The sequence below is a fragment of the Streptomyces sp. NPDC054932 genome (assembly GCF_053610205.1).
Genome location: NZ_JBSGXU010000053.1, coordinates 1 through 24,253 on the forward strand (window position 1 = coordinate 1; position 24,253 = coordinate 24,253).

General features: G+C 69.8%; 23 protein-coding genes and 3 pseudogenes. 11 read left to right on the top strand and 15 right to left on the bottom strand.

The window, feature by feature from the left end:
- Positions 1 to 223 precede the first annotated feature (223 nt).
- The 3 genes from ACWGE1_RS16875 to ACWGE1_RS16885 all read right to left on the bottom strand — a co-directional run bounded on the left by ACWGE1_RS16875 (position 224) and on the right by ACWGE1_RS16885 (position 4,745).
- A complete protein-coding gene (locus ACWGE1_RS16875; RefSeq protein ID WP_453421273.1) occupies positions 224 to 1,117 on the bottom strand; it encodes a class I SAM-dependent methyltransferase in 894 nt (297 codons plus the stop codon).
- A 1,107-nt stretch (positions 1,118 to 2,224) separates the two neighbouring features.
- Positions 2,225 to 3,796, bottom strand: a complete 1,572-nt coding sequence (locus tag ACWGE1_RS16880) for an alpha/beta hydrolase (protein WP_453421274.1) — start codon at positions 3,794 to 3,796, stop codon at positions 2,225 to 2,227.
- 661 nt (positions 3,797 to 4,457) lie between these two features.
- Positions 4,458 to 4,745: a hypothetical protein gene (locus ACWGE1_RS16885; RefSeq protein ID WP_453421275.1), complete on the bottom strand. Its 288-nt coding sequence runs from the start codon at positions 4,743 to 4,745 to the stop codon at positions 4,458 to 4,460.
- A 333-nt stretch (positions 4,746 to 5,078) separates the two neighbouring features.
- On the opposite strand from ACWGE1_RS16885, the gene ACWGE1_RS16890 reads away from it, so the two are divergent.
- Entirely contained in the window at positions 5,079 to 5,345 is a 267-nt protein-coding gene (locus ACWGE1_RS16890; protein ID WP_453421276.1) for a hypothetical protein, read from the top strand.
- 368 nt (positions 5,346 to 5,713) lie between these two features.
- Here ACWGE1_RS16890 and ACWGE1_RS16895 read toward each other — a convergent pair whose 3' ends face one another.
- Complete coding sequence (locus tag ACWGE1_RS16895; RefSeq protein ID WP_453421277.1) at positions 5,714 to 6,238, bottom strand: NUDIX hydrolase; 525 nt, start codon at positions 6,236 to 6,238, stop codon at positions 5,714 to 5,716.
- Positions 6,239 to 6,805: 567 nt separating this feature from the next.
- On the opposite strand from ACWGE1_RS16895, the gene ACWGE1_RS16900 reads away from it, so the two are divergent.
- The gene (locus ACWGE1_RS16900; RefSeq protein WP_453421278.1) at positions 6,806 to 7,582 is read left to right on the top strand and encodes a hypothetical protein; all 777 of its coding nucleotides are present in this window, start codon (positions 6,806 to 6,808) and stop codon (positions 7,580 to 7,582) included.
- A 367-nt stretch (positions 7,583 to 7,949) separates the two neighbouring features.
- Here ACWGE1_RS16900 and ACWGE1_RS16905 read toward each other — a convergent pair whose 3' ends face one another.
- Complete coding sequence (locus ACWGE1_RS16905) at positions 7,950 to 9,068, bottom strand: abortive infection protein (protein WP_453421279.1); 1,119 nt, start codon at positions 9,066 to 9,068, stop codon at positions 7,950 to 7,952.
- Between the two features lie 659 nt (positions 9,069 to 9,727).
- Here ACWGE1_RS16905 and ACWGE1_RS16910 point away from each other — a divergent pair.
- A complete protein-coding gene (locus ACWGE1_RS16910) occupies positions 9,728 to 10,156 on the top strand; it encodes a hypothetical protein (protein WP_453421280.1) in 429 nt (142 codons plus the stop codon).
- Between the two features lie 77 nt (positions 10,157 to 10,233).
- On the opposite strand, the gene ACWGE1_RS16915 is transcribed toward ACWGE1_RS16910, so the two are convergent.
- Both ACWGE1_RS16915 and ACWGE1_RS16920 read right to left on the bottom strand, forming a co-directional pair.
- Positions 10,234 to 10,422 (bottom strand): hypothetical protein, encoded by a 189-nt coding sequence (locus ACWGE1_RS16915; RefSeq protein ID WP_453421281.1) that lies wholly within the window; start codon positions 10,420 to 10,422, stop codon positions 10,234 to 10,236.
- Positions 10,423 to 10,817: 395 nt separating this feature from the next.
- The gene (locus ACWGE1_RS16920; protein ID WP_453421282.1) at positions 10,818 to 11,267 is read right to left on the bottom strand and encodes a universal stress protein; all 450 of its coding nucleotides are present in this window, start codon (positions 11,265 to 11,267) and stop codon (positions 10,818 to 10,820) included.
- 453 nt (positions 11,268 to 11,720) lie between these two features.
- Between ACWGE1_RS16920 and ACWGE1_RS16925 the strand changes: the two genes are divergently transcribed.
- Complete coding sequence (locus ACWGE1_RS16925) at positions 11,721 to 13,004, top strand: cation:proton antiporter (protein WP_453421283.1); 1,284 nt, start codon at positions 11,721 to 11,723, stop codon at positions 13,002 to 13,004.
- A gap of 806 nt (positions 13,005 to 13,810) precedes the next feature.
- On the opposite strand, the gene ACWGE1_RS16930 is transcribed toward ACWGE1_RS16925, so the two are convergent.
- From ACWGE1_RS16930 to ACWGE1_RS16940, 3 genes and pseudogenes are all read right to left on the bottom strand, one after another.
- Positions 13,811 to 14,185 (bottom strand): toxin Doc, encoded by a 375-nt coding sequence (locus tag ACWGE1_RS16930; RefSeq protein WP_453421284.1) that lies wholly within the window; start codon positions 14,183 to 14,185, stop codon positions 13,811 to 13,813.
- Complete coding sequence (locus tag ACWGE1_RS16935) at positions 14,185 to 14,427, bottom strand: hypothetical protein (protein WP_453421308.1); 243 nt, start codon at positions 14,425 to 14,427, stop codon at positions 14,185 to 14,187. Before ACWGE1_RS16935 ends, ACWGE1_RS16930 begins: the two co-directional genes overlap by 1 nt.
- A 108-nt stretch (positions 14,428 to 14,535) precedes the next feature.
- Positions 14,536 to 14,916 (bottom strand): annotated as a pseudogene (locus ACWGE1_RS16940) (Ku protein); the annotation flags it as partial.
- On the opposite strand from ACWGE1_RS16940, the gene ACWGE1_RS16945 reads away from it, so the two are divergent.
- Positions 14,903 to 15,067, top strand: a complete 165-nt coding sequence (locus ACWGE1_RS16945; RefSeq protein WP_453421285.1) for a hypothetical protein — start codon at positions 14,903 to 14,905, stop codon at positions 15,065 to 15,067. The pseudogene ACWGE1_RS16940 and the gene ACWGE1_RS16945 overlap by 14 nt on opposite strands.
- Positions 15,068 to 15,557: 490 nt before the next feature.
- Here ACWGE1_RS16945 and ACWGE1_RS16950 read toward each other — a convergent pair whose 3' ends face one another.
- A complete protein-coding gene (locus tag ACWGE1_RS16950; protein ID WP_453421286.1) occupies positions 15,558 to 15,962 on the bottom strand; it encodes an actin-binding ADF family protein in 405 nt (134 codons plus the stop codon).
- 227 nt (positions 15,963 to 16,189) lie between these two features.
- Between ACWGE1_RS16950 and ACWGE1_RS16955 the strand changes: the two genes are divergently transcribed.
- Together ACWGE1_RS16955 and ACWGE1_RS16960 are read left to right on the top strand one after the other, a co-directional pair.
- Positions 16,190 to 16,528 carry a hypothetical protein gene (locus ACWGE1_RS16955; RefSeq protein ID WP_453421287.1) on the top strand — a complete coding sequence of 113 codons (339 nt, stop codon included), beginning with the start codon at positions 16,190 to 16,192 and terminating at the stop codon, positions 16,526 to 16,528.
- A gap of 131 nt (positions 16,529 to 16,659) precedes the next feature.
- The gene (locus ACWGE1_RS16960) at positions 16,660 to 16,794 is read left to right on the top strand and encodes a hypothetical protein (protein WP_453421288.1); all 135 of its coding nucleotides are present in this window, start codon (positions 16,660 to 16,662) and stop codon (positions 16,792 to 16,794) included.
- Positions 16,795 to 16,875: 81 nt separating this feature from the next.
- On the opposite strand, the gene ACWGE1_RS16965 is transcribed toward ACWGE1_RS16960, so the two are convergent.
- The gene (locus tag ACWGE1_RS16965; protein ID WP_453421289.1) at positions 16,876 to 18,069 is read right to left on the bottom strand and encodes a barstar family protein; all 1,194 of its coding nucleotides are present in this window, start codon (positions 18,067 to 18,069) and stop codon (positions 16,876 to 16,878) included.
- Between the two features lie 104 nt (positions 18,070 to 18,173).
- Here ACWGE1_RS16965 and ACWGE1_RS16970 point away from each other — a divergent pair.
- A pseudogene (locus ACWGE1_RS16970) lies at positions 18,174 to 18,329 on the top strand (HNH endonuclease); the annotation flags it as partial.
- A gap of 97 nt (positions 18,330 to 18,426) precedes the next feature.
- On the opposite strand, the pseudogene ACWGE1_RS16975 reads toward ACWGE1_RS16970, so the two are convergent.
- Positions 18,427 to 18,756 (bottom strand): annotated as a pseudogene (locus ACWGE1_RS16975) (Imm50 family immunity protein); the annotation flags it as partial.
- A gap of 634 nt (positions 18,757 to 19,390) precedes the next feature.
- On the opposite strand from ACWGE1_RS16975, the gene ACWGE1_RS16980 reads away from it, so the two are divergent.
- Together ACWGE1_RS16980 and ACWGE1_RS16985 are read left to right on the top strand one after the other, a co-directional pair.
- Entirely contained in the window at positions 19,391 to 20,728 is a 1,338-nt protein-coding gene (locus ACWGE1_RS16980) for a fibronectin type III domain-containing protein (protein ID WP_453421290.1), read from the top strand.
- A gap of 57 nt (positions 20,729 to 20,785) precedes the next feature.
- Positions 20,786 to 21,532 (top strand): lytic polysaccharide monooxygenase auxiliary activity family 9 protein, encoded by a 747-nt coding sequence (locus ACWGE1_RS16985; protein WP_453421291.1) that lies wholly within the window; start codon positions 20,786 to 20,788, stop codon positions 21,530 to 21,532.
- A 309-nt stretch (positions 21,533 to 21,841) separates the two neighbouring features.
- Here ACWGE1_RS16985 and ACWGE1_RS16990 read toward each other — a convergent pair whose 3' ends face one another.
- Together ACWGE1_RS16990 and ACWGE1_RS16995 are read right to left on the bottom strand one after the other, a co-directional pair.
- Entirely contained in the window at positions 21,842 to 22,555 is a 714-nt protein-coding gene (locus ACWGE1_RS16990) for a bleomycin resistance protein (RefSeq protein WP_453421292.1), read from the bottom strand.
- Positions 22,556 to 22,891: 336 nt separating this feature from the next.
- Positions 22,892 to 23,233, bottom strand: a complete 342-nt coding sequence (locus ACWGE1_RS16995; protein WP_453421293.1) for a hypothetical protein — start codon at positions 23,231 to 23,233, stop codon at positions 22,892 to 22,894.
- 165 nt (positions 23,234 to 23,398) lie between these two features.
- Here ACWGE1_RS16995 and ACWGE1_RS17000 point away from each other — a divergent pair, with 165 nt between their 5' ends.
- Positions 23,399 to 24,187 carry a hypothetical protein gene (locus ACWGE1_RS17000; RefSeq protein ID WP_453421294.1) on the top strand — a complete coding sequence of 263 codons (789 nt, stop codon included), beginning with the start codon at positions 23,399 to 23,401 and terminating at the stop codon, positions 24,185 to 24,187.
- The last annotated feature ends 66 nt before the right edge of the window (positions 24,188 to 24,253 follow it).

The window sequence follows — 24,253 nt, forward strand, 5'->3', positions numbered from 1 at the left end:
GTGCGCGCCGGGCCCGGCCTTCGTGGCACGGAGACCGATTGAGGTGACCGACAGCGGTGAGGCATGCTGGGGTTGTCGTCAGGCGGCCCAGATCTGCTGTCTTGCGGCGTTGTGGAGGCGGAGGATCAGTCGGTGCCGAGAACGAGCCCGGGTGACGCTGCTGGAACGCCTACGCAGGTCAGGGCCTCGTGCTGCTCCCAATCCGAGCCGAAGTCGAAGAAGCTCACTGAACCCTGACCGGGCCGGCCGCTGGGGTCGTATGTCTGCGCGCGGTGACTGAATAGGCGGCGAGCGGGCGGTTGCCGCGCGGCTTGGCGATGGCCCGGAGAACGTCGGCCTGGCTCAGGACGAGCTGTCGCACCGGCTCGGGCAGCGCGGCCAGACGCTCATCGCTTCCCACCAGGTCGAGGCAAGCTGAGATTTCCCAGTCGCCGTCCTGAAGTTCTTCGGTATCGACCGGCTCGCTGCCGTCGGCCGTCCAGCCGGCCTCGGGCAGGAGCCGCAGCAGGCCCTCACGGGAGGAAGGGGTGCGGACGTTGCCCTGGCCATGCGATCCCGCGGCCTCGATCTGTCCCTGGATCAGCACGGCGAGCAGGTGCGCCAACTGGTCGTCGGAGGTAGGCGTCAGGTCCCACTCGGCGAACCACAGTCGTCGCGCCCACGGCTGTATCCGGGCCAGCGTGTCTCGCAGTTGTCCGAGCGATGTGAAGTACCAGGAGCAATGTGCGAGCACCACATGGTCGAAGGTGCTTTCGGGGAAGTCGACCGATGGGTCGAGGACGTCGGTGGCGAAGCGGAAGTCGATGCGCGGCCCGAGTGGGCCCGCCGCGAGCCGGGCTGCCGATTCTCCGAGCGTGACCGGCGCCCCGTAGGAGGGGTCGGCCACGTCAACGGCCACCACGCGCCCTTGGGGCCCGACCGCCTCTGCGAGGACGGCGGTCATGTCGCCCTGGCCGCAGCCCACTTCGAGGACGGTTGAGCCGGGTGCGATGTGCCAGCTCGCCACGAGCGCGGCGCGGTGGCGAGTCTGGGACAGCTGGATGTCCGAGCTGTGATCGGCGGCGGCCATGCCGGCCGCGAGCGAGGGGGCCTCGGCGAGGAGATCGGAGTGATTCACAGAGTCCTTGGTGATACTCGACGGGTCGGTGCGGGCCGAGGGTATGAGATGCGCGGGCAGCGGCGCCTCCGATTTCCTGGACGTCACCGGCACGACGGCGGCCCAGGTTCCCTCGTGAGCGGCCCGCGCGTCGAAGGGGCTGTGTCTTCGAGCGGGCTCGGAAAAGTCATTCCGGTGCCGGAACGTTCGGTCCACGCTTTTCCGATGAACCAGCCCGGCAAGCCCGAACCCGCCGATGAGGATCAGGTCACGGCGGGCCCGCTGCTGCTCACCTTCCTGGTGGCTCTGCCTTTCCCTGCCCGCTGCCGCACGGGGCAGTGATCACCAAGATGCTGCCCGGCACAGTCGGCGGGCGCGGCGGCATGGAGATGCGTCCCTCCCCGGACGGCCCCGTGTTGCCGTCGGCCGCAGGGGAGGCCATTCGTGTCGCTGAAGTTCTGCCAGCTCCGGGAACGCCAGAGCGGGGGGCCCATGCACCTGGCTGCCCTGACGCAGGTCTGCGCGGAGATCACCGGCAAGCCCCTGCCCGAAGAGGACTTCGCTGACGGGACGGTCGACGCGTACCGGACCGTGGTGGAGATGGTCACCATCCAGGGCGCCGACCGCCTGGAGCCGCAGGAGGAAGTCCTGCACGAGACGTTCGCCCGCTGCTTCGATGTGCTGACCGACGTCTCCTCGATGGCCAGGATGGTCCTGCCTCACAGCAACCCGGTGGCCGCTCCGGAACAGATAGCGCTGGCCCTCTGGCTCGCCAGGACCGTCACCGGCAGCCACGCCGACGGCGCGATGGGCGTGATGCCCCTGACGCCCCCATCGAGCCCGCTCGGCACTGTCCTCGACGAGGACCGGTTGACCCGCCTCAACGGGCACCTCCAGCGCCTGTGGGACGGATCGCCCCTGGAGCTCGCCATGGAGCGCCCCACCGAGGCCCGGCGGGCCTTCCGCCGCGATGGCGACTACCGCAACGCTGTCGTCCAGGCCCGGCTCGGCGGAGACTGGAACCGCACGCTCCCCGGCCCCGTCCACGACTGGACACACGCAGTGGCCGCACTGCGCAACCGGGTCGCCCACCGCGGATACCGCCCGACGAACGTGAACCGGGGGCCGCTACTCCGTCTGCTTGACGCAGGTCCGGTCCCTCGCCGGCAGCTTGCCGGTGGCCAGGTACCGGTTGACCTGGTCGTCCACGCACGCGTTGCCGTAGCGCCCGTAGAGGGCGTGCCGGTTGGCGCCCTCGAGGGTGACCAGCCTGGAGCTCGGCAGCTGCTTGTGCAGCTCGACGCTTCCCTTGTAGGTCGTACGCGGGTCGCCGGTGGCGGCGACGATCAGTGCAGGGGCATCGCGCCGCACCCGGGTGGGCTCTTCGCGCGGCGAGTCCCAGAAGGCGCACGGGTTGATGTTGTTGGTCAGAGCGCCGAACAGCGGGTGCGCGATGCGGTTGCGCTCGATGTCCCGCCAGAAGAACTCGGGATCGCGCGCGGCGGGCACGTCCCCGCAGATGACGGCGGACTGCGCGCCGGTGGGCTCGCCCTCACCGCGCAGCACGTACCGGAGCTCCGGGACGAGCATCGGCGGCACCGTCGTCGGCCGGCCCTCCGCGGCTTTGGCCAGTACGGAAAGCAGCTCGCCGAACGACGCCCGCGCAGGGGCGGTGTCGTCCGCGATGCCCGAGAAGAGGAGGAGCGGCACCTGGCTGTCGTCGATCCGGAAGGCATCGGCGCCGGCGCCGATGGTCAGCGGACCGCGCGCGGCCGCCGCGACGATGCGATCGACCGCGGCGAGCACCTCGGCGCGGCTGCGGCCGAGGCCGTAGGTGTCGTGGTGCTCCGCGGCCCAGGCGGCCCAGTCGGACAGCGCCTTCTCGTTCTCGCGCTCGGTGCCCTTCAGCAGCCGGGGGCGGTAGTTGCTCGGGTTGATCGCGCCGTCCAACACCATCCGGTCGTGGCGGCCGGGGAACATCTGCGTGTAGACCGTGCCCAGGTAGGTGCCGTACGAGTAGCCCAGGAAGGAGATTTTCCGCTCGCCGAGCGTGCCGCGGATGACGTCCATGTCGCGGGCCGTGTTGCGGGTGGTGATGTGCGGGAGCACCGCGGCGTCGGTGGCCCGGCACTTGTCGGCCAGGCTCTTCTGCAGGGCGACCTGGCGGTCGAAGCCGGCCCGGCCGGTGCCGGCGGACAGCCAGGTCATGCCGACGGGCCAGCCGCAGTCCAGCGCGGTGCTGCGCCCGATGAAGCGGGGGTCGAAGCCGACGATGTCGTAGCGCGCGCCGACCTCCTTCATCGACGCACGGGCCTGCGGCGGGGAGTGGAGCGCGGGACCGCCCGGACCGCCGTTGTTGAGGAGGATCGCGCCGATGCGGTGGCGGGTGTCGGTGGCCTTGAGCCGGGAGATCGCCACGGTGATCGTGCGCCCCCGGGGGTCGGCGTAGTCCAGGGGCACGGTCACGTCCGCGCACTGCACGCCTGCCCGGTCCAGATCGCGGCCCGTGGTGTCGTCGGGGCCCTTGATGCAGCTGCCCCAGCCGAGGTGCTGGCGGTAGTACCGGTCCAGTCCGGCCCCGGAGCTGTCCTGGGCGGGGGTCTCGGCGGCCGTGGCCAGGAAGGGGGAGGACGTGAGGCAGGCGGCGAGGGTGAGGCCTACGGCCAAGGCGCGGCGTGCGGCGGGGCTGACAGTGGTCACGGGGTCTCCTTGAGCATCGTCCGCTTCGTGTGATCGCATGCCCCGAGGCTAGGAACTCGCCCTGGTACGGCACATCGCCCAAGGGCACGAGGACCCCGGTCCCGTCCAACACCTGGTCCGGGACCTGCGGCCCGGTCCCGGCCTCCTCCTCCGGGAGGAGACGGTCGGCGGGGCTGCGCCGAGGGCCGTCCCGGCCACGCGCCTGCCGCAAGGGGAGATCGCCGCACTGGCCTGCTGTCAGGAGTTCTTCGGCTCCAGAATCGAGACGACCCTGCGTCTGCCTCCCGGGCGTTCGGCGATGACGCCTGCTTCGAAGCGGGACGAAAAGGTCGTAGGACCCGTCGGCGTCCTGGTCGTAGTAGCCGGTCCGCATGCGCGGGAGTTCACGGCCGGCCAGTACTTCGACGGCGCGTTTGGCGTCCTCGCCCGTCAGGAGGCGGAAGCGGTCGAAGATCTCCGGGAGGACGATGACGAGGGACTCCTCGGTGCCGTCCGCGGCGAGCGCCTCGATGGCGCGGGGTTCGGGATGGTAGGAGGCGGCGGCCTTCCCGCGGCCTCCGGCAAACGCCGCTACGTCGGACGCCGGGTTCGTCAAGAAGACACTGCACATCAGCCAACGGCACCCACGCAGACCAGCGCACAGACGGCCCCGAGAGGAACGCTATCGGCTGCCCGCCCCGTCGGCCGGGTCAGTGGCCGCCCACCAGGCAATGAAGCGGACGGCCATCGCCTCGGGCGGCCGACTCGAAGGAAGTCCGAAGTGAACCTCCAGCTCATGCCGCAGAAACTCACCGATCACCGTCTGGTCGGCGCCACCATGAAGCCTGCGGAACAAGGGGCCGATCATGCAGTCGTACTCGTCCTGGACATCGTCGGCGACACCGATCGGATCCCACTCATTGAGCAGCCGTCTCAGATCCTTCTGAGTGGAGGTGTTCCAGGAGTGCATGTCCCCAGAATGCCATTCGAGAACGCTAACGATCACTCACGGCATCTTGATCCAGACGAAACTGCCTGGCGGGCCGACGGGGCCGGGCCGATCGGCCGGGCCCGGAGTCCGGATCGGCGGTAGCCGCCCCTGGATCCGCGTGACCGGCGACGTCCGACCGACCTCAGATGGACAGCCGCCGCGGCGAGGAGAGGCACCTCCGCCCCCTGGTGACCCGGCATGAACCCATCGACTTTCGGCTTGCACCTCGGGCGCCTCCCACAACGAAAGTTGCGCCCACGATCATCCTTCGTACGGACGAGGCGACCGAACCGGGTCCCTAGCGTGATCCACATGACCAGTGACACGGGGGACCGTACCGACGGACCGACATGGCGGCGGACCGTGCTCGCAGTCGCGGCGGGAGTACTGGCCGCGGCAGCCGTGTGCGCGATCTATTGGTGGCAGGACTGGAATCTGGGCCCCGGTGCGGCTTTCCTGTCCAGCAAGGCCGCGGTGAAGGTGGGCCTCTTCGTCGCCGCCGGAGGGCTCGGCGCCGTGACGTTGTGGTGGCAGGGGCGCCGTACCTCGCGGTCCACGCCACCCAAGAAGGCCGACTGAGTCCGGTGGGCACCACCCTTGCCCAGCCGGCCGATCGCGCCATCGGACACGCACAGCCTCAACGACCCGCCCCCATTTCGTCCGCGGCCGAGCCGTCGGTCCCGCCGTCCGCGCTCAGCGCTTGACAAGGATCGTGCCAGGCGCGTCGCCGAGGTAGGCACGAACGAACCCGCCCAGGGACGTTGCCAACGCAGCGCCGGTGGGGCCCGGGTGAGTGAACTGCGAGGCGGATAGCGGCGGCGCATCGGGGACGGCGGCCTCCGCCGGCGTTCCGCCGACCGTGACCGGGCCGCCATCCTTTGCCAGGGCGGGTTTGCGCGGGTGTCGGGGGTTGGGGTGGCGAGTTGGTGCCTTGGCCTTGTGGTCTGTCAGATCCATCGGTAGTTGGAGTCGTTCAGGGTGGGCAGGGCTGCGGAGGAGGCGTTGACGTGTTCGTTGGGGTTGCCGAGGTCAGCAATGGGCACTGGGGGGAAGATGTCGAGGTCTCGTGTCTGTTCGTATGGCATCCAGACGACGTCTCCGCGGCCGACGGTGTCGTCGTCTTCGAATGTCTTCAGCTTCGGGCGGACTTTCGGGGCGAGGTGGGTTCGGTAGACGAGGTGTAGCTTGCGTGGGGGGCTGGTGCCGGGCCGGGTCACCATGGCGTCCAGGAGCCAGGTGAAGCTGGGCGGGCTGGCGAGGTCTTCCGGGGTCAGGCCGAGTTCTTCCTCGAGTTCTCGTTGCAGGGCGTCGGGCAGGGGTTCGGCGGGTTCCACGTTGCCGCCTGGCAGGGAGTAGTGCGTCATGCCCTGGTTGTTCGTTCGGCGGATCAGTGCCACGTCCTGGCCGTCGAAGACCAGTGCTGCAATCCGGATTTTGATCCGGTGGAATGCGGCTGCCTCGTTGTTTGTCATACGTCGTCCCTGGTTTGCGGTGCCTGTGTCGGCTCGGAGGTTGTCCTGCGTAAAGGGGAGACCGTCAGCAGGTGGGCCACGGTGGACACCGTTCTGCGTGCACTCTGCCTTATGGGCGGACAGGATTCCGACCGTCGGCGTTGGCCAGAGCCGGAAGACCGCTTCGACCCCTGACGACCCCTCGACGTGCAGGGAGCATCTGCGCCGCCTTTGGAAGGATGCCATCGACGGGGTTGAGCCGGAAGAGTCGCTGTCACGCCCGCCCGAAAAGCCGGTCCTTGAAGTGCCAGCCCCACGCCCTGCCTCTGACCCCTGGGCGAGCAGCACACCGACCCCCAGCGGGTGGGGCACAAGCAGCCCTTCCGCCGGGCCACGGTTACCCGCGCGGGTGAAGGCGGTCAGAACCGGCGACGGCCCGGGGCGGCGTTCGGCAGCTTGGATCCGGCGGGTTGCCGGCCCTGCGTCGTGCGCGTCAGACCCCTGTCCTGCCTTGCGGACGCGGGGTCGTCCTCAGCTGGCGGCACGAGCCCGGCCTGCTCCGCGGCGGCCTGAACGAGGGGACGAGACATGGACTACTGCAGGTGCGGAGCCCAGGCAGTGGGACGTTGTGTGGCTGGTGGGGAGTTCTTCTGCAGCTCGGAGCGTCGGACGTACCCACACACCGTCCGCGGCCTGTTGGCAGAGGCGGGCGAGCAGCCACCCGCCCAGTGGTACGGGCTGTTGTGTCCCTCGTGCTACCAGGACGCGATCGACGCGGCGCTGCCGACCGTTGCAAGCCATCTGTTCCAGGCCGAGGCAGGATCGATCGAACGTATCGTCTACCGGCTCGTGTCCGGCCACGGCTGGACGGACCTGGAGAACCGCAACCGTACCCTCGGCGCGGACATCATCTCAGCCGTGGTCGGGGATCGTCCCGCATGGCTGTTCAACAGTCTCCCGAGAACGCTGGCGGCGCTGTACGCCACGATGGCCCGGTCTCGCTCGCTCGCCCCACCGCCTCTTCGGGTGGAGTACGAGGAGGTACGCCACACCCCGACCCTCTTCAACAAACACAAGACGACCACGACAGTGACGCAGCTGGGTGAGCTCCACGCCTGGCCATTCGGATACAGCACCGACAGAGGCTTCTCGAGGCGTATCTACGTCGGGACGGGAGGGATCCTGATGGAGGGTGACTTCGGAGGGCCTATCAGGGACGGCACGATGGCCATGCACGTCGTCCTGGGCGATCTGCGGAACCAACTGAACGAGCTGAACCGGAAACTTGCCGAGCCTCCGCACGAGGGCCACTTCGACGACGATGCAGTGGACGTTCTCGCCGCTGCGGTCTCCCGGCTGCTGTAGGAAGCGGGGAGAGCCGCGGACCACCGTACGGGCAGCCGAGAAGGGCGGTCTGGGGCCCTGCTGGCGGGCGTTGCGGCAGCGGATCGGGATACCCGGCTACGGCCGCAGGATCCTCCCCCCGATTCAGCGGCTGTCCGGGGCCGGCGCCCCTTCCCCCCCGTGGCGCGGCGGCCCCGTAATCGCTCGGTGGCGTTTCGACTGCGGCGTTTCAACGGACCCGACCGGGGACTCCCGCATTCACTTCCGTTCTTCGAGGGCCGGACCCCACCGACGAACGGCTGGCGCCTGTTTCCCTCCTCATCCGTCGTAGAGGGGCCCAGCGTCCTCAACCCGGGGAACCTTCCCGGTCACAGCACGCGGGGGTGCGTCAGCGGAACCGGTCGGCCACCGCGCGGAAGGACTGCTTGGGTGTCCACTGCCCGGTTTCGGCGTAGCCGCGCCGGGTTCCGGACGGATACGTCCTGACGAGCGCGAAGCTGGCGATGTCCAGGTCGTGGCAGCGCTGCGGGGAATACGGGGAGTCGGGCGCGATGAAGTTGTAGACGAACGCCCCGTCCACGCGCTCGGCTGCGTAGAGGTCGAGCAGCGCCCCGACCTCGGCGGCCTGCTCGCGCTCGTCGCGCACGTAGCCGTCCTTGACCAGGGGAGGGTCCCGCTCCCAGTCCACCGCGGTGAAGCCCGAACCGCCCCGATCCCCGGCCCCCGTGAAGGTGCAGCAGCCGAACTCGGTGATGACGACCGGTTTGCCGTGCCGGTGCAGGGCCCGCAACGCGCGGGTGTAACTGGTCCTGTTGTCGCCGTTGCGGTACAGGTTGGCGCCGACGACGTCGAAGCCGTGCCAGTCGACCTGCTCCCAGTCGCCGGAGCTGTAGGTGACCGGCCCGTGGAACCGCGGCCGGACGGTCTCGACCGCCCGGCCCAGGAAGGCGTTCAGCCGCTCCTGGTAGCCGGCCGACTCCGGGCGCCCCAGCGCCTGACCGCGCTCCGCGTAGTCCTTTCCCGGTACCAGGCCGGACATGAAGATGGTCAGCTCTGTGCCGACGGAGAGGCCCACGCAGGAATACCGGGTGCGCAGCGACTCGGCGGCGCGCGCCACCGAGCCGAGGAAGGCGAGGGTCTGCTCGGCGTCCTGGTCGAACTGCCGCGGCTCGAACCAGACGAACAGGCCGAGCGCGGCGGCGATCGACGCGGCCTCGGTGAGCCGGTCGAGCCGGTGGCCGAGCAGGAGAACGGCGTTGCCGTGTAACTGCTCCTTGACGGCCGCGATCTCCCGGCGCACGTACTCCGTCCGCCAGACCTCACGGTCCGTGTCGAAGTTGACTCCCTTGTAGGTGAGCGATGCGGGTGTCCGCGAGGATGCCGTGGCTGTGGTGTCGTCCGCGTGGGGTGTCCGGGCAAGTGCGCTGCCGGTGGCGGTGGCGCAGAGGGTGGAGGCTGCCGCGACACCGGCCAGCAGGGTCCGACGGTCGATCAGTGGTGAGGTCATGCCCCCAGCCTCTACGGGGGGTGGGACCCGGCCCATCGTCCGTAGGTATCGCACGCCGAGACCAAAGTCGCTCCGCGTCCCTCGGACGATCCCGCGGCGGGCCGACCACCGGGATCCACTTCGCCGCGCCGGCCGCTGCCGGCCGCTCGCGTTCGTACTCACGCCGGGCCAGGCGGCGCGACCTGTGCGGCTGGAGCCACAGGATGATGCATGTGATCCAGGCCACTATCGCGGCGAGGGAGAGCGTTCTGGGCACCGGGCCTGGCCGGCGTATGCCATCCCGGCGTGGGCTGGCCACGGCCCTGACGGCGCACGGGCCGCCGTCCTCTTCACCGGCCGGGAAGCGGTCCCGGCGACTGGTCCTGGCATCTGACATCGGTGCCGCCGCTCGCGGCGACCTCTCCCACCGGGCCCAGCGGCGGACGGACCACCAGGCGGCCGGACAGGTCGGATGCCAGGACCCGGGGCTCGTCCCGGTCAGGCCGCGCAGAACGGCACAGCCGTGCCCGGGACGGTGTGCACCCGGCCCTTCAACGACCGAGCACGCCACCGGTTCCGCGCGCACGTCAACACAGGGCAGAGCGTTGGGTGACCGTGCGCCGGCATGGCAGTTGCCTGTCCGGAACTCCCGCTCGGGGGTCGGGGAGCACGGAGACCACATGGAACTGCACAGCCGCCTCCTGCTGGAGGACAACATCCTCGTGGCCACCGCGCACGAACCGGTCGGCACCGAGCAGAGAGCCGCACTTGCCGGGGAGATCGACCGTCTGATCGACGAGCACCGCCCCGCCGGTCTGGTCGCCGCTCTCGGCCCGGCCGCCGCAACCGCAGCAGCCGTCTCCGTCGTACTGCGCCTCTACCGCCACCACGCCAGTAACGGCATCGTCATCGCCGTGGCCACACCACCCGCTGCGGTCCGCTACCTCATCAAAGCCAACCAGCCCTCGCTGCCGGTCCACACCGACACCACCGACGCCCTGCGGGACTCCCTTCGCCGCCAGACCGCCTGCCACCACCCCCGGGCCGCAGAGCCGAGCCCGGGAGTCCGGCAGAGCACGCCCGCGTCGGAGCGCCGGGGCGGACTTTGAGTACGTAAGGGCTGGCTTCGGTGTGCTCGCATCGGAGGCGGGCCGACTTCACCCCCAGTCCGACTCGGCTGCTACCGCTACTGCCGGTGCCCGCAGCCGGGGCGCAGGTCCAGGAGGCGTGTCCGTAGATCCAGGAGGTCGGCAAGCGCAGCCCGCTGCACCAGCCGGCGCAGCAGCCGGTCGATCCGTATGTCGTCACCGGCCGCCACCGCCTCGACGATCTCCCGGACAAGACATTCCTCCCGCCCCGCGGTACCCGGCGTCATCAGTCCCGGCTACCTCGCACACCAGGGCTCCAAGCCAGCCACACAAGTGTCCGCGTCCCTGACGCACCGCCCTCTCGGACCCAGTGCCGGCGACTTCCCGGCCGAACACCCGCCACGAGGCCCTCCTGGCCGAAGCGGTCGTGTATCCGGAGATCGGCCCCGGCTGCACCCTGACCGGCGGGACCTGGTGGTCGAACTACGACGAGCGGGAGGTGACGCCGACCGGTGTGCTGGACATCGACCACATAGTGCACACGGCGTCCCAGCGAGGCACAGCAGGGCGCCGATGGCTCGGAAGCGGTCAGGACGATAGCCACCGGCGACCATGTTCCGGGAGTTCGACTCGGTCACGAAGTTCCCGTGGCGCGCGGCGAGGAGGCGCCGCGAAGCTGTTGTCAGGGGTCGGGCCTTTCGTTGTCTCTCATCACCAGTACGGGGCAGGTCGCGTGTTCGACGCAGTAGCGGCTCACTGAGCCCAGCAGGGTGCCGGTGAAGGCGCCCAGGCCACGGCAGCCGACGACCAGCAGGTCCGCGCCGTTCGCGGTGTCGACGAGTACCCGGGCGGGATGTCCGTGCACGATGTGGGTGTCGAGAGGTACCTCTGGGGCTGTGTGTCTTTCCTGCTCCACGGTGTCGGCCAAGGCATGCCGGGCGGCTGCTTCGAGGTCGGATGCGGGAACGGGTATCCAGCTGCTGGTTGCCGGGAAGGTCCAGCCGGTGACGGCTTCAACGGCCGCGTTCTGCATGCGTGCCTGGGCCAGTGCCCACCGCAGCGCCTTGCGCGAGGATTCGGAGCCGTCGACTCCCACCACGATCCTCGCGGTCGGCCTGTCCTCCTCGGCCATGGTCCGCCTCCTGGACGCCTTGCTCACCCGGCGCTCGGTTGTAGTGCCTGCTGGTGATTCTCGGCTCCTCACCATGGCCCCGCCAGCCGACGGCGCGGTCGGTAAGGTGCTGCAGCCGGATTGGCTGGGGTGCCCGATGTCGCGATGATGGGCAGAACCGGCCGACGCTTGGGCAACCACATTCCCGACCTGCGCGACCTGCGCTGTCCCCCGCCAGCTCGAAGCTAGTACGAGGCAGGCGAACCCCAGCAAGATCGTTCTCGCCGGGGTTTCCTGTGCCTCAACTACGCGTACCCGATCATGAGATCGGCGTCCTCGTTCCTTTCCAGGCGGCCGCGTTGGGCCGACCGGGCCGAGCCGGGGGCGTCCGGAGCACGGTTCCCGCAGATCTGACCGGTGCCGCCATAGGGTCGGACCTCGCCTCTCTGCGCGAGGCGGGCGTGAGGAGTGCCGATGAACGGCTGGGCCGTCGTGATCGCCGGGGGTGCGGTCGTCGGCTATGGGGCGCTCTCACGCCGTTTGTCGACCACGGTGCTCTCGGGACCGCTGGTCTTCATGCTCGTCGGTCTGGCGATCGGCCCGCTGGGACTGGACCTGCTGGACCGGGCGAAGGATCCCGAGGTCACGCGGACGCTCCTTGAGAGCGCGCTGGTGCTCCTTCTGTTCGCGGACGCGGCGGGGATCAAGGCCCGGGACCTGCGCCGGGAGGAGTTCCTGCCGCTGCGGCTGCTCGTGGTCGGTCTGCCGGCCACGATGGCTCTGGGCATGCTGGTGGCCTGGCCGCTGCTGTCCGGCCTGAGCGTGTGGGAGCTGGCCCTGGCCGCCGTCATCCTCGCGCCGACGGACGCCGCGCTCGGGCAGCAGGCATTCTCCAACAAGCGGGTGCCCCCGCTGGTCCGCGGCGGCCTGACCATCGAATCCGGTCTGAACGACGGCCTGGCTCTTCCGTTCTTCGTCCTGGCACTCGCGGCGGCGGGTGAGGGACACGACCATCCGAGCGTGGCCGAGACGTTTCTGCGCGCGCTGCTGCTGAGCGGCGCGATCGGAGTCACGGCCGGCTGGACCGGGGCGAGCCTGTTGCGCTGGTCACTCGCCCGGGGGTGGAGCAGCTCCGACTGGCGGCAGTTCCTGGTATTCGCCGTCCCAGTCATCGCGTACGTCCTGTGCGCCATGGTCGAGGGCAGCGGCTTCATCGGCGCCTGGGTCGCCGGCCTGGCCTTCGGCATCCACCTGCGCGGCACCCCCGCCGACCTGGGTATCCCTCCCCAGGACTCGGACCCCGCGCAGAGCACCGGGTTCACCGAACGCCTCGGCCTCCTCCTCGCCTCACTGAGCTTCCTCGTCTTCGGCGCCGTCATCCTGGGACCCGCACTCCAGCACCTGAACTGGCGCATCGTCCTCTACGCGCTGCTCAGCCTGACCGTCATCCGGATGCTGCCCGTCGCACTCGCCCTGGCCGGCACCGGCCTGCGCCCCGCCTCCATCGCGTACATCGGCTGGTTCGGCCCGCGGGGGCTCGCCTCCCTCGTGTTCGGCCTGCTCGCCCTCGAAGAACATCTGCCCGGGGGAACCCTGCTGAGCGAGGCCGTCGCCGTGACCGTGGGCCTGAGCATCATCCTCCACGGAGCATCAGCTCCCATCCTGGGCGACCGCTACGGCAGATGGTTCACCAGGACACTCCGCAAGGAACCGAACCTGCGGGAGAACGCCCTCGCGCAGCACGACGGCCCACACTGATGGAGTCAGCGGCCTTATGGGGACAGGGACGCCGGCCAGCCGCGACCCTGATGGTCAATTCGGTGGCCATGTGTCTGTGGGGGTGGGCAGGTTCCCTTCAGGTCGGTAGCGGCGGCAGGGGAGGGGCTGGGTTGTGTCGATGTCGCCGAGGCCGAGGCCGAGGCCGGAGCCGTCGCCGGAGAGCGCTGCTGCGATCCGGAAGATCTATGCGCGTAAGGAGCTTCTGCTCGCGGTGGCGGTCCGGGACCGATTGCCCGAGGTGTTCCCGAACGTGGAGTTCTCGTCGGCATTCGGGTCACGGGGCCGTCCGGCGATCTCGCCGGGCCTGCTGGCGCTGGTCACGGTGTTGCAACCGTGCTCCGCCGCCGTGCGAACGGCGAGTCGGTCGAGCAGATCCAGCCCGACCTGATCATCCCGTCCGGCAAGCGCAAGGGCCAGGCCCCAGCGTTGCGAGCATCTACCGGGCGCTCGCCGAGCACGAGAAGCAAGAGGCGTACCCCGAAGCCGCCGCCTGGGTGCACGCCGACTTCGCCGACCTCCAGGCCACCGACGAGATCCCCCGCCCTCCCGCCGAGTCCGCATCCGGCGGCCGGACGACCCGGTCCCCCCGACGCCAGCCGGCACAGAAGAAAGCGCTCTGAGCTGCGCTTTCACCCCCCGTCTTGCGAGGTCCGCCCCAGACTGGGCCCGCGCGGACGGGCAGGACGGTGAACTGCACTGTTCCCTCGGGGGAAAGCCGGGCCCGCGGGCGGGATGTCACGGCATGACGAAGCGCGGAGCGGGGATAGGCCCCGGTTGGGTGTAGGTCAGATGCGCCAGGTCCGAATGCGGTCGGCGGCCTGGTACACGGTGGCCTTGCCGGCCTGGATGTCGCGGACGAGGTCGACCATGGCGCCGTGCGGGGGGTCGATGCCCTCGCCGGAGGCGTGCATGTAGGCGGCCGCGACCTGGCAGGCGTACAGGCTGTTGCGGTACGGCAGCGGCTGCAGGCGCACCAGAGTGTGCAGGAGAGCCGCGGCGCGCCAGGCGGGGTCCGGCTCGACGGTGGCGGGTCGGGGGATGCGGGTCTTGTGCCGGGCGACAGCAGCGACGAGGGCCGAGTAGTCCGCGACGCTGACATCTTCGGGGACGGCCTGTTCCTGGACGTCCAGGAGCCAGGGGACGTCGATGTGGAGGACCATCAGGCCGCGTCCGCCCCCTGCTGGTGGCGTGTGGAGGGCGGGGCCTCGTCGGGGAAGGCGTCGTCGAACTCGGAGCGGCGGGTCTCGCCCCAGGAGACGGCGTAGCGCACGAACTGGCGGCGCTGGCGCTCGCGCAGCGGCAGGTCGTGGACGTACTGCTTGAGGGACTTGCCTTCGGCGGCCGCGGCGGCGCGGACCTCCTCCAGCTCCTCGTCGGTGAAGGTGACGTTCAAGGACGGCATACCCTGATGGTACCTACTTGGTACCTGCCGGGCCACAGGTAGGCGGCAAGCTACGGCACAGGACCGGCCGCGCAGCGGCCAGGCGCCCCGGAATTCGGCCAGCGCCCGCTCCAGCAGGGCATGCACCTTCCCGTACTGGGCTCCCCGAGGCCCGAGGAAATACGTTTTGTCGAAGAAGACCGGGCCGACGGTGTCCAGGTCGACGAACCTGGCGACGTCGATCGACCGGGACCGGCCCGGAGCGATCTCGTCGAGCTCCTGCGGCTCGACGATCACGTACTCGCCGCCGGTGTCGCAGCCCTTCACGATGTCCGCCAGGTCCACCTCATCGCCGGTGCGCTCGTTCACGCGCCGGTTCCGGATCCGGTCCGCCGGCCGCCGGAGCTGGTGGAAGCGGATCATGTGGCTGTCGGGGCATCGCCAACGCCAACTGGCGCGCGTCCCACGCCCCCGCGCCCGCCGGCACGGCGCCACGATGACCCTGCTCATCCGCGGCAGTGACGCCGCCCTCTACAGCGCCGAGTTCAACGGCTCATGGGCCAGCGCCCAGAAGGTCGCCAGCGTCGCCCTGACGGAGGCACCAGCGGCGATCTACTTCGGCGGCAACCTCCACGTGATCTACCGCCGCGCCACCTCCTGACACCCACCCCACCGCCTCTCGGTCATCCACCCCCGGGGCAGTGGTCGAAGCCGACGGAGCTCTCGGAACCTGCTCCCGGGGCCGGCACGGCAGCACAGATGCGGGGAAGGCCCACGTGATGCCGTCCACGCAAAACGCTCGGCTGGGGAAGCCCGGCCGAGCATCCGCCACCACACCGCACGACCTGGACCCGCTACCTCCGGCGCGGCCTGGGCATGAGCCCCTTCCCCGCGGCCGTGACCTTCGTACTGCTCCGCCGGAGAACTGGCCGGCGCGACGATCGTGGCGAAGAGCGCCGGGCGCCCCGGTGCGCCGCACGCTGCGGGGCACGGGAGGCGGCGGCGTGCTCCTGGTGCTCGTTGCACGCGCGGCAGGGTCCGGCGCACGGCCTACTACGCCTGATCTGCCCAGCCGGACGCCCTCGCCCCCACCCCACTGCCTTTGTGTCCGCTGCGGGGGCGAGGCTGGGGTGGCTAGTGGACCGTCCCGATCAGCTTGCTCGTGCGACGAGCTCGTCGTACTCGATGTCGGACGGGTCGGTCGCCTGCACGTACATCTGGACGCCGTCGAGCGCGCTGCGCAGGGTGTTGGAGCTGGAGGAGTGCGCCATCCTCTGCTTCGTCTTGGTTCCGCCAGGGCACCAGGAGATCAGCATGATCTTGGTGCGCTTCCCTTCGCCTTCTCCCGTGGTGTAGGTCAGGTCGTAGACGACGTGGCGGGGTTCGTCCGTGGGCAGCTTCTCCAGCAGCTCGTCGTGGGTGAGCTTGCCCTGGTAGTCGGGGACGATCGTGCTCAGGTCGTCGCTGAGACGGTAGAAGACCGTGTTGGCCGACCTCTTCTTCAGCTCCATGAACGCGGGGATGACGCTGTCATAGATCTGAGGGGCACTGCTCATGACTGTTCCTCACTGCTCTGTCGTCCTTCGGGCGGTCGAGTGGATCAAAGAGGCTGCCCGCAGACAGTCGCTGCGCCGTCAGGCGGAAACCGGGGACCGCGCCGCCGCCTACGCCCAACGCCTCTTCGGCGCCCGCGCCCAGGGCGCCGCCGACCCCGGCCTACTCATGCTCGTCTGGGTAGCCGCACTCAGGCGGAACTTTTGGTCCGTTGCCTAGCCTTCGGATCATGAGTTCCGCACAGCAGATCGATTCGTTCGACGAAGAGGCTCTCCCGCAGCTGACGGGAACCTGGTCCCTCACACTGGGCACCGCTGCTGTCGCAGCCGTCGGCTGCCCCCTGCTTCCGGAATTCGTTCCGAACCTGCTCCGCTACCTCCCCGTCTACTTCATCCTGCCCTTGGGGATCTGGGCGGTCATTTCAGGAGGCATTGCCCTGCGACGCGTTCGCGGCGACGAGGGAGTCAGTCGCATCCGGGCGCGGGCCGGGATCGCCCTCGGCACGGTGGCCGTCGTGACGGCGGTGACCACCATCGTCTGGGCGTGCTGGGCATTGCGCCACATCTGAGAGTGACGGCCGTGTAAGGGCCCTCGCAATACGGGCAGTGTTCCGGCGGTGGACCGCAGCACGCCGGGTGCCGTCGACCGTCGCATGATGGCGGTCCAACGCCGCGATGTTGCATCGGATGCAATCGTGGGGTGGGCGCGCCCATGCTCGGCCTGCACCTCATCACTGCCCAGCAATGGCGCCGCCGCGCCGCCACCGACTGGACCGCCCACCTCGAAGCCCGCAGCACCAGCCGGGCACCGGGAGACGATACGACCGGGCCCTGATGGCCTGGCCGTTACCCCACTCCGTTCCTTCTCCAGGTCAGGCGCTGCCTTCAAGGGGTCCGGGATTGTCCGTCGCCTCCCTCACTGGAGCACGACGGTGACGCCCCTCTTGCGCAGGAGGTTCACGGTCTCCTCGAAGTAGGACAGGCCGCCGAGGTGGTGCAGAACGTGTCCGGCGAGGGCGTGGCGCGCGATGTCGGCGTGGTGCCAGACGAGGGTGAACGGGGGGACGACGGAGGGCCCGCCGCACAGGGAGTCCGCCACCGAGTCCAGGTCTCTGCCGTAGTTGGCGCCGGGGCCGAGCAGGGCTTCGCCGAGTGCCAGGAGCAAGCCGGTCCTGTCGGTGACGTGCTGTCCGTCCAGGTGGTACGTCCCGCCGGACAGGCCCTGCAGCCCGTACGGGCCGACGCGGGTGAGGTCCAGCCACTCGGACCGGCCCTCGGCGTCGAACTGTGCCCACTGGTTGGGCCGCGTGGGAACACCGTGGGACCAGATCTCCCAGACTGCGCGGGCGGCCAGGGTGGGGCGGTCGTCACCGGGGTCGGTGACGGTGACGTCGATCAGGGCCCCGCCGAGGACGGATGGGCGTGCCTCGACGGTGTCCAGGTCGAGGTGGTACCCGGTCATCGTCCGGCCGTGGCGATCGAGGCGCCAGAGCGTGATCGGGTCGCCCTCCTGCGGAAGGGGACGACACAGCAGGGCCAGAAGCGGTGCGGCGGGTTCGCAGCCGATCAGGTGCACGGGCTGGGTGGGCCGCTGCGGGCGCGGGGTGAACAGGCCGTCAACGGAACGGCAACTGCCCGATGGGCTGTCCCCCCGGATCGAGGGGAACCACAGCTCGAACCGCGGACTCGAAGGCAGCCGCTTGCTGCCCCAGTAGTCGTCCTCCCTGACGCCGGTGCCCACGACGATGTCCACGCGCCCGGGATCGCCCGGCGTGGGCCACTGGGCCAGGACAGTCGTGTCCTCCAGGTCCCAGAAGCGGGCCGGCCCGTCGTTCGAGGGATCCACAGGCACGATCGAGAGCATTCCGTCCCCCAGCAGCCGCACCGGTTCGGCGCTGTCCGCCACGGCCTGGACCAGCAGGCTCTCGCGCGGGCAGCCGCGCAGCGTCAGGACCTCTCGCGGCAACGGAGGCGCGTCCATGAACAGGCCCTCGACCTCGGCGCACCGCCCCCACAGCACGCCCTCCTCCTCACCGTCGGTGTCCTCCCGCACCAGGAGATACCGGACCGGGAAGTCCCGCTCCCACCCCACATGTTCCTCGGACCGCACGCTTCTCCATTGCTACCAGGCTGTCTTGGCGCGCCAACCCTACGGCTCGCTGACGCCGAAGCCCTCCGAATATCGCGTGCTTGGAATGACGCTCCCTGCCAGTCGGGGTGTCGGCGTGGACGGCGGCGCGGCGGGAGGCGTACGCGAACGACCAGGGCCAGCCGGCCTCCCTGGTCGCGGTGACGGCCCGCTCGAATCGCTCGAAGGCGGACCAGGACCCGGCGGAGTGGCTGCCGCCGTCCGCGGACGCGCACCTGCGGCGGAAGCGCGTACGACTTCTCGACGTTCCCGGCAGGGCTGCTCGGCTGCTCCACCGGACCGTCCACTCGCCCTGGGTCCAGGCGAGCACGATGCCGGTCAGAGCGGGCCCTGGAGTTCCACGCGACTGTGAACGACCTCGGAAGCGGCGGCCGAGAAGGTGATGGAGCGGTTGTCGCTGATCACCGAGACCTGCTGCCGCCCGGCGTCGCTCACGATGACACGTACGGTGCGATCGCGGCGGTCCGGATGTTCGGCGGCGATGCCCGTGATGCGCAGCCCGTCCGCACCGGTGAACGTGACGAAGAAGCGCAGCGTGTTGTACTGCTTCTCCTCCCACTCCGGCCTGGGGTGGTCCGGTAGCTGCGGGGTCTCGAAGCCGAGGGTGACCGAGGTGTCCCGCTCGTCCACGTGGACGTAGTACAGCGGGCAGGAGGAGAGGTTTCGACGCGGCGAACACCAGCGACTCCCGGAACGGGCTGCGGCATGAGAAGGGTGCCGGCTCCGTTCGTCATGACCTGGTGTGCGCGGCCTGCCTAGATAGACACGGTCGTCATTGCCGGCTTGTACACGGCAGCGAAAGCCCGACCGGCGCCGTCGTCTCCCGCCATCCCGCCATCCCGCCGTGCTGGCTCAGCGCGGTGAAGAGCAGGCCCACCATGTCGTGGATACATTTTCGATGGTCGGCGCAGGTTTCGATGCGAAGCGCCAGACCAGAGCCGCGCGGCCGTCATTCGCTCCACGATCGGCAGGACTTCTCGCGCAGCCTCCACGAGGCCGGCTACCAGGTGTGCCGACCGGCCTGACCCTGCTGTGTTGGCGGCCAAGGGTGCAGCAACCGGGGTCGGGAACGGAGCGTGATCTTCAGTGTCCGCAGAGTCGAAGGGTGGGGGCAGGGGATCAAGGGCGTCCTATCCGGACCTTAAGGGACGGATAACAGCGAGCCCACAGCCCCTCGGAGGCCCGTTCCGGCCGCAAACCCCGCTTAGGGTCACGGGTGTTGACCGAGGCACTTTCGATGCTGCCGCTGCACCGGCGGATCGGCTTTACCAAGAGGTTTCTGATGTCCCGAAAGCGAATTGCCCTGGCCTGCGCGACTGTGGTTGTCGGGGTCTGCTCCGTCGTCATACCCGTGGCCGCCAATGCGGGAGAGGAAGGGGGCGGCTTCAGCGCCGCCTGCCGCGTCGCGGACCAGTCCACCGTGTGGTGGGCGTCCGGCGAGGTCTCCCTGGCCAATAAGGGGGACCGGCCCGTACGGGACTGGACCGCCGAGTTCGACGTGTCGCAGGGGCAGGTCACCCTCGACAACCCCTGGGCGTACGAACTCCGCCAGACCGGCAAGCACGTCACCATCAAGCCGATCGCCGACCGCGCCGACGTGGCCGCCAAGGGCAACCGGGCCGTCAAGGTCGGGATCAACCCCGCCGGCAAGGGCATACCCAAGATCAGCGGATGCCGCGTGAACGGCCCGTCGGGCAACGGAGGCGACACCGGCACGAATACGGCCGTCCCCGCCGACAGCGGCTCCTTCGTCAAGGACGACACCGCCGTCCACCTGATGTGGAAGCCGCCCACCGGCGGCGCAGAGGTCGTGCGCTACGAGGTCTTCCAGGACGGCAAGCAGGTCAAGACCGTCAAGGACACGATGACGGACATCGAGCTGCTGGCCCCCGCCACCCGCTACGCGTTCAAGGTCCGAGCCGTCCGCGCCGACGGCCGCACCACCGGCTTCAGCAAGGACATCGTGCTCACCACCCTCGCCGCGCCCGGCCAGGACAAGGCGAAGCCGGTCATCCCCGCGGACCTGGAGGCGACGGCCTCCGGCCCGTACCAGGCATCCCTGCGCTGGCGCGCGGCGACCGACGACGTCGCCGTCACCGGTTACCGCATCTACCGCAACGGCGCGAAGGTCCAGGAGGCGGACGCCAAGGCCACCTCGGCCACCGTCTCCGGCCTGACCGCGAGCACCGCCTACCGCTTCAAGATCACCGCAGTCGACGCCTCCGGCAAGGAGTCCGACCCGACCCGCGAAGCCCAGGTGACGACCACCGCAGCCCCCGACGGCAGCGGCGGCAGGGCCGCCCCCGGCGACTTCGCCGCCACCACCGCCACGAAGCAGGACGGCGGTGTCACCCAGCACTACCTGAACCTCACCTGGTCCGTCCCACAGGGCGTCGGCCAGATCACCACCTACCAGGTCCACCTGAACGGCAAGCCCGCCCAGACCTTCATGTGGGGCACGGGCGACCCGGTGCTGCCCGTGCCGACGACGAAGGGGTCGCGCGAGGTGCTCGTCGGCGCCCACCCCGGCACGGCGTACACCGTGAAGATCCGGGCGCGGCTCGGCGACGGCACGTGGGGCGCGTTCTCCCGCGAGATGACCGTGAAGACCGGCGGCTGACCCGCCCGCCTGCCGCCCCACGCGCACGACCGACCCCATGACCAGGAGCATCCCCTCATGAGTACGACCCGCCCCGCCGCCACGACTTCTCCCGACCCGGCACGGCCCCCGGCCCGCCGCACCGCCCTCCTGCGCCTCACCGCGCTCGTGGTCCTCCCCCTCGCCGTGACCACCCTCGGCTCCGCGCCCGCCTCCGCACACGGCTCCACCGCCGACCCGGTCAGCCGCAGCGTGGCCTGCACCAAGAACCCGAAGGCGAGTGAGGCATGCCGACTGGCCCTCGCCGAGAGCCCCGGCATCCCCGGCGACTGGAAGTCGATCGTCCAGGGCCGCGCCATCGACCACAGCACCCCGACCTCCTCTCCGCAGCACCGCGCCCGCATACCCGACGGCAAGCTGTGCAGCGCCGGCAACGCACAGTTCTCCGGCCTGGACCTGGCGCGGGACGACTTCCCCTCGACGGCCCTGCCCGGCGGCGCCGAGTACGACCTCCGCTACGACATCAGCGCGCTGCACAACCCGTACCGCATGGAGATGTACGTCACCAAGGACGGCTACGACCCGAAGAAGCCGCTGAAGTGGTCCGACCTGGAGGACACGCCCTTCCTCAGCGCCGACAACACCGCGGCCACGGCCGCACCCGCGGGCTTCCTCGGCGCGAAGGCATTCACGTTCAAGGCGGTGCTCCCCGAAAAGAAGGGCAAGCACCTGATCTACACGATCTGGCACGGTCTGAAGCGGCCCGACGGCTCCTTCCAGAGCGAGGAGGCCTTCTACTCCTGCTCGGACGTCACCTTCAAGTAGGCGGACGCCGGCAGGCCCCACACCCCGAGCCCGGGTACCCCCTTCCCCGGGCTCGGGGTTTCAGCCGCCTCTCGGCATCAGCGCACCGCGCCGGTTCCCAGAGAGGCCGGTTGCGGACGGCATGGCCGTCCGTACCGGCCCCAGCCGGTCACTTGATCCCCGCTCGCCCTCCGCGCAGCTGGCCCGTACCCGACCTCCATGTGGCAGGCCCGACAAGGCTCGGCCGCAGGCCACCCCGACACTCCGTTCAGCCGCCACGGCTCGGAGCGGACGCTCGCTGCGTCACGCTCCGGCAGCCGCCGAACGGACTCATTGAGGCCCCTGGTTTCGGAGATCTTCGAGGCGTGCGATGTCGTCGTGGACCGACTCCTGCTCCTCGGCGGTGAGGTGAACCGCAGAGGCCTCGTCGAGGGCGGTCGTCATGGTCTCCCTGTCGCCGAGGCGGCCGGCGGTATCCGCTCGCAGGACCAGGAGGCGGAACAGTTGCACCGGGGTGGGCCGCTCGTCCTCCCTGCGGAGGGCGCGATCGATGATCCTTGCGGCGCCGCTCGGGTCGTCCTTCGAGTCCGCGAAGAGGGACGCCATGTGGAGAGCGCGGGCGAAGGTCTCGTCGGGGGCGGGTCGGTGGTGCTGGTCCCCGCTCGTCGGCTGCCCGACTCGGATGCAGTTGCCGCCCGGATCGGTCATGAGGAACTGCCGCACGCCGTATGACATGTCCTTCAGTGGCCCGATGCGTGGCAGCCCACGGGTCGGGACCCTCCCGTACGCCGCCTTGAGGCCGGCCCGGAAGGCATCGTGCAGGCCGTCGACGTCATCGGTCACCACGTAGCACGTGCTGACCGACTGGGTCGGCTCGTGCTGCTTCAGGCCGAAGAACTGGAGCTCGATACCTCCTCGTTCCACGACCGCGTAGGGATTGGGGCTCCGTTGCTGAAAGGTCACCTCGAAACCGAGCGCGATGTAGAAGTCGAGGACGGGCTGGAGGGTGAGGCACGGCAGGATCGGAATCGTCTTCTCGGTCATGCCGCCACTCTAGTCAACTTTGACTAGAGTGGGGAGCGGGTATTGGTGATCCCGATGGAACAGGCGCCGAGTGGCCGGTGAGGGACCGAGTGGTGTGACCCGACAGGCTCCGCCGCGGCTCACGCAAGGCACGAGGCCACGCCGAGCAGCGGCCGGCGGACGGTGCCGGTCCCGGTCCGGCCGGTCCTGGTCCCGCCGCGGCCGGTCCAGGAGGCGTGGATTCCCGTCCGGGAGACGGTCGAGCGGATCGTGCAGGCGGTCCGTGAGCCGGTCGTCAAGGACGGACCCCGGTTCGGGCCGACACCAACAACTGTGGCGGCCCGAACGCATGCGTTGTCAGGCTTGTGGGGGCGGTGAATCCGGGGCGGGTCCATTGTTCGTCTGCCCCAGAGCTGTTCGCCCCGGCGCCCGGAGTGGGCGGGCAGCCTCCTCATGGGCGGCGTCCTGGGCGGTGTACCGCTGCCCGGACCGCGCTTCACCGGCCCGCCAGGTGGCGAAGAGCCCGCCTCCCGCACTCATGATCACGGAGAATCCTGTCGACCCCGCCACCACGTACACCACGGTGGCCAGTGCGATGAGGACAAGCAGGCCGATCAGCTCCACGGAACGTGCGCTCATTTGCCTCGGGCGGGCCTGGATCATGCGGATTCCGGCGCCACGGCCGGTCTTCTTCTGCATGGCGATTCCTCCCGGTCGGGCACTCTGTCGGTGCTTCCTTGGAGAAGATGCAGGGTGAGAATTTGTGCCGCCAGGGGCAACAAGCAGGGGCGGAGATATTTCCCAGGACAGGCAAGTTGCCGCCCCGGGCAAGAAGGCGCGGCGCAACCACATCGGGGAGGACGCGTGACCGAGAGCGGGGAGGGGGGCAACCGCCGTGGGCGCTCGATGGCACCACTCGACCCGACGCTTTCCCCAGCGGAGCGGCAGTTTCTGGAACGGCTGCGGGAGGTGGCCAATGCCGCCGGGAACACCCTCGCGGAGGTCGGCAACGGTCTGGCCGAGCTGGCGCGCAGGGAGCGGATGCCCTTGATGGCGGCCAGCGTGCCGGACCTGTCGAAGATGCTCTCCGGCAAGCGCAGCACTCGGCCGGAAGTGATCAGGGGTCTCCACATCCTTGCCGCATGGCGGGCAAGGCGGAGGAGAGCTCTTGAGGCTACAGACCCCAACTGGGCTCTCCTCGAACTTCCGTCGGTTGTTGCGGAGGCCGAGACAGAGATCGCCATCACGCAACGCCTCTACACCGGGTGGGTGCGAGGACGCGACCGGGGACGGCTGCGCCTGCAACTGGCCGAGGCGCAGGAACAGTCAGGGGGACTCCGAGCCCGGTTGGCGCGCGCCGAGCTGCGTGCGGAGGAACTCGCCGCCGAGTTGTCCGGTGCGCGTCGGCGTCACACCGAGATGGCTGAGGCGCTGACCACACGCAGCACCAGGGCCTTTGCTGCGCTTGGCCGAAGCCGCCTGGAGCTCCGCGATCTCGCGGACCAGGTGCGGGCATTGAACGAGCGCATCGCCTGGCTGGAGCGAGCGCTGCAGGAAGCCTGGCGAGCCGTCGTTCGACACGTAGAAGAGCTTGCCTCTGTCTTTGAGCTGGTGATTGATCTGGCAGCCCGGCTCGCTGACGAGGAAGCCTGATCAAGACGCGATCTTGGTCTCGGTCGACTACCGTCCGGATCTGCCAGAACCCGGCCCGGGCAACGG

Bases quoted from the DNA above. Each gene is read 5' to 3' on its own strand.
- ACWGE1_RS16885 (WP_453421275.1), bottom strand. From the start codon at position 4,745: ATGCACTCCTGGAACACCTCCACTCAGAAGGATCTGAGACGGCTGCTC.
- ACWGE1_RS16890 (WP_453421276.1), top strand. From the start codon at position 5,079: ATGACCAGTGACACGGGGGACCGTACCGACGGACCGACATGGCGGCGG.
- ACWGE1_RS16895 (WP_453421277.1), bottom strand. From the start codon at position 6,238: ATGACAAACAACGAGGCAGCCGCATTCCACCGGATCAAAATCCGGATT.
- ACWGE1_RS16900 (WP_453421278.1), top strand. From the start codon at position 6,806: ATGGACTACTGCAGGTGCGGAGCCCAGGCAGTGGGACGTTGTGTGGCT.
- ACWGE1_RS16905 (WP_453421279.1), bottom strand. From the start codon at position 9,068: ATGACCTCACCACTGATCGACCGTCGGACCCTGCTGGCCGGTGTCGCG.
- ACWGE1_RS16910 (WP_453421280.1), top strand. From the start codon at position 9,728: ATGGAACTGCACAGCCGCCTCCTGCTGGAGGACAACATCCTCGTGGCC.
- ACWGE1_RS16915 (WP_453421281.1), bottom strand. From the start codon at position 10,422: ATGACGCCGGGTACCGCGGGGCGGGAGGAATGTCTTGTCCGGGAGATC.
- ACWGE1_RS16920 (WP_453421282.1), bottom strand. From the start codon at position 11,267: ATGGCCGAGGAGGACAGGCCGACCGCGAGGATCGTGGTGGGAGTCGAC.
- ACWGE1_RS16925 (WP_453421283.1), top strand. From the start codon at position 11,721: ATGAACGGCTGGGCCGTCGTGATCGCCGGGGGTGCGGTCGTCGGCTAT.
- ACWGE1_RS16930 (WP_453421284.1), bottom strand. From the start codon at position 14,185: ATGGTCCTCCACATCGACGTCCCCTGGCTCCTGGACGTCCAGGAACAG.
- ACWGE1_RS16935 (WP_453421308.1), bottom strand. From the start codon at position 14,427: ATGCCGTCCTTGAACGTCACCTTCACCGACGAGGAGCTGGAGGAGGTC.
- ACWGE1_RS16945 (WP_453421285.1), top strand. From the start codon at position 14,903: ATGACCCTGCTCATCCGCGGCAGTGACGCCGCCCTCTACAGCGCCGAG.
- ACWGE1_RS16950 (WP_453421286.1), bottom strand. From the start codon at position 15,962: ATGAGCAGTGCCCCTCAGATCTATGACAGCGTCATCCCCGCGTTCATG.
- ACWGE1_RS16955 (WP_453421287.1), top strand. From the start codon at position 16,190: ATGAGTTCCGCACAGCAGATCGATTCGTTCGACGAAGAGGCTCTCCCG.
- ACWGE1_RS16980 (WP_453421290.1), top strand. From the start codon at position 19,391: ATGTCCCGAAAGCGAATTGCCCTGGCCTGCGCGACTGTGGTTGTCGGG.
- ACWGE1_RS16985 (WP_453421291.1), top strand. From the start codon at position 20,786: ATGAGTACGACCCGCCCCGCCGCCACGACTTCTCCCGACCCGGCACGG.
- ACWGE1_RS16990 (WP_453421292.1), bottom strand. From the start codon at position 22,555: ATGACCGAGAAGACGATTCCGATCCTGCCGTGCCTCACCCTCCAGCCC.
- ACWGE1_RS16995 (WP_453421293.1), bottom strand. From the start codon at position 23,233: ATGCAGAAGAAGACCGGCCGTGGCGCCGGAATCCGCATGATCCAGGCC.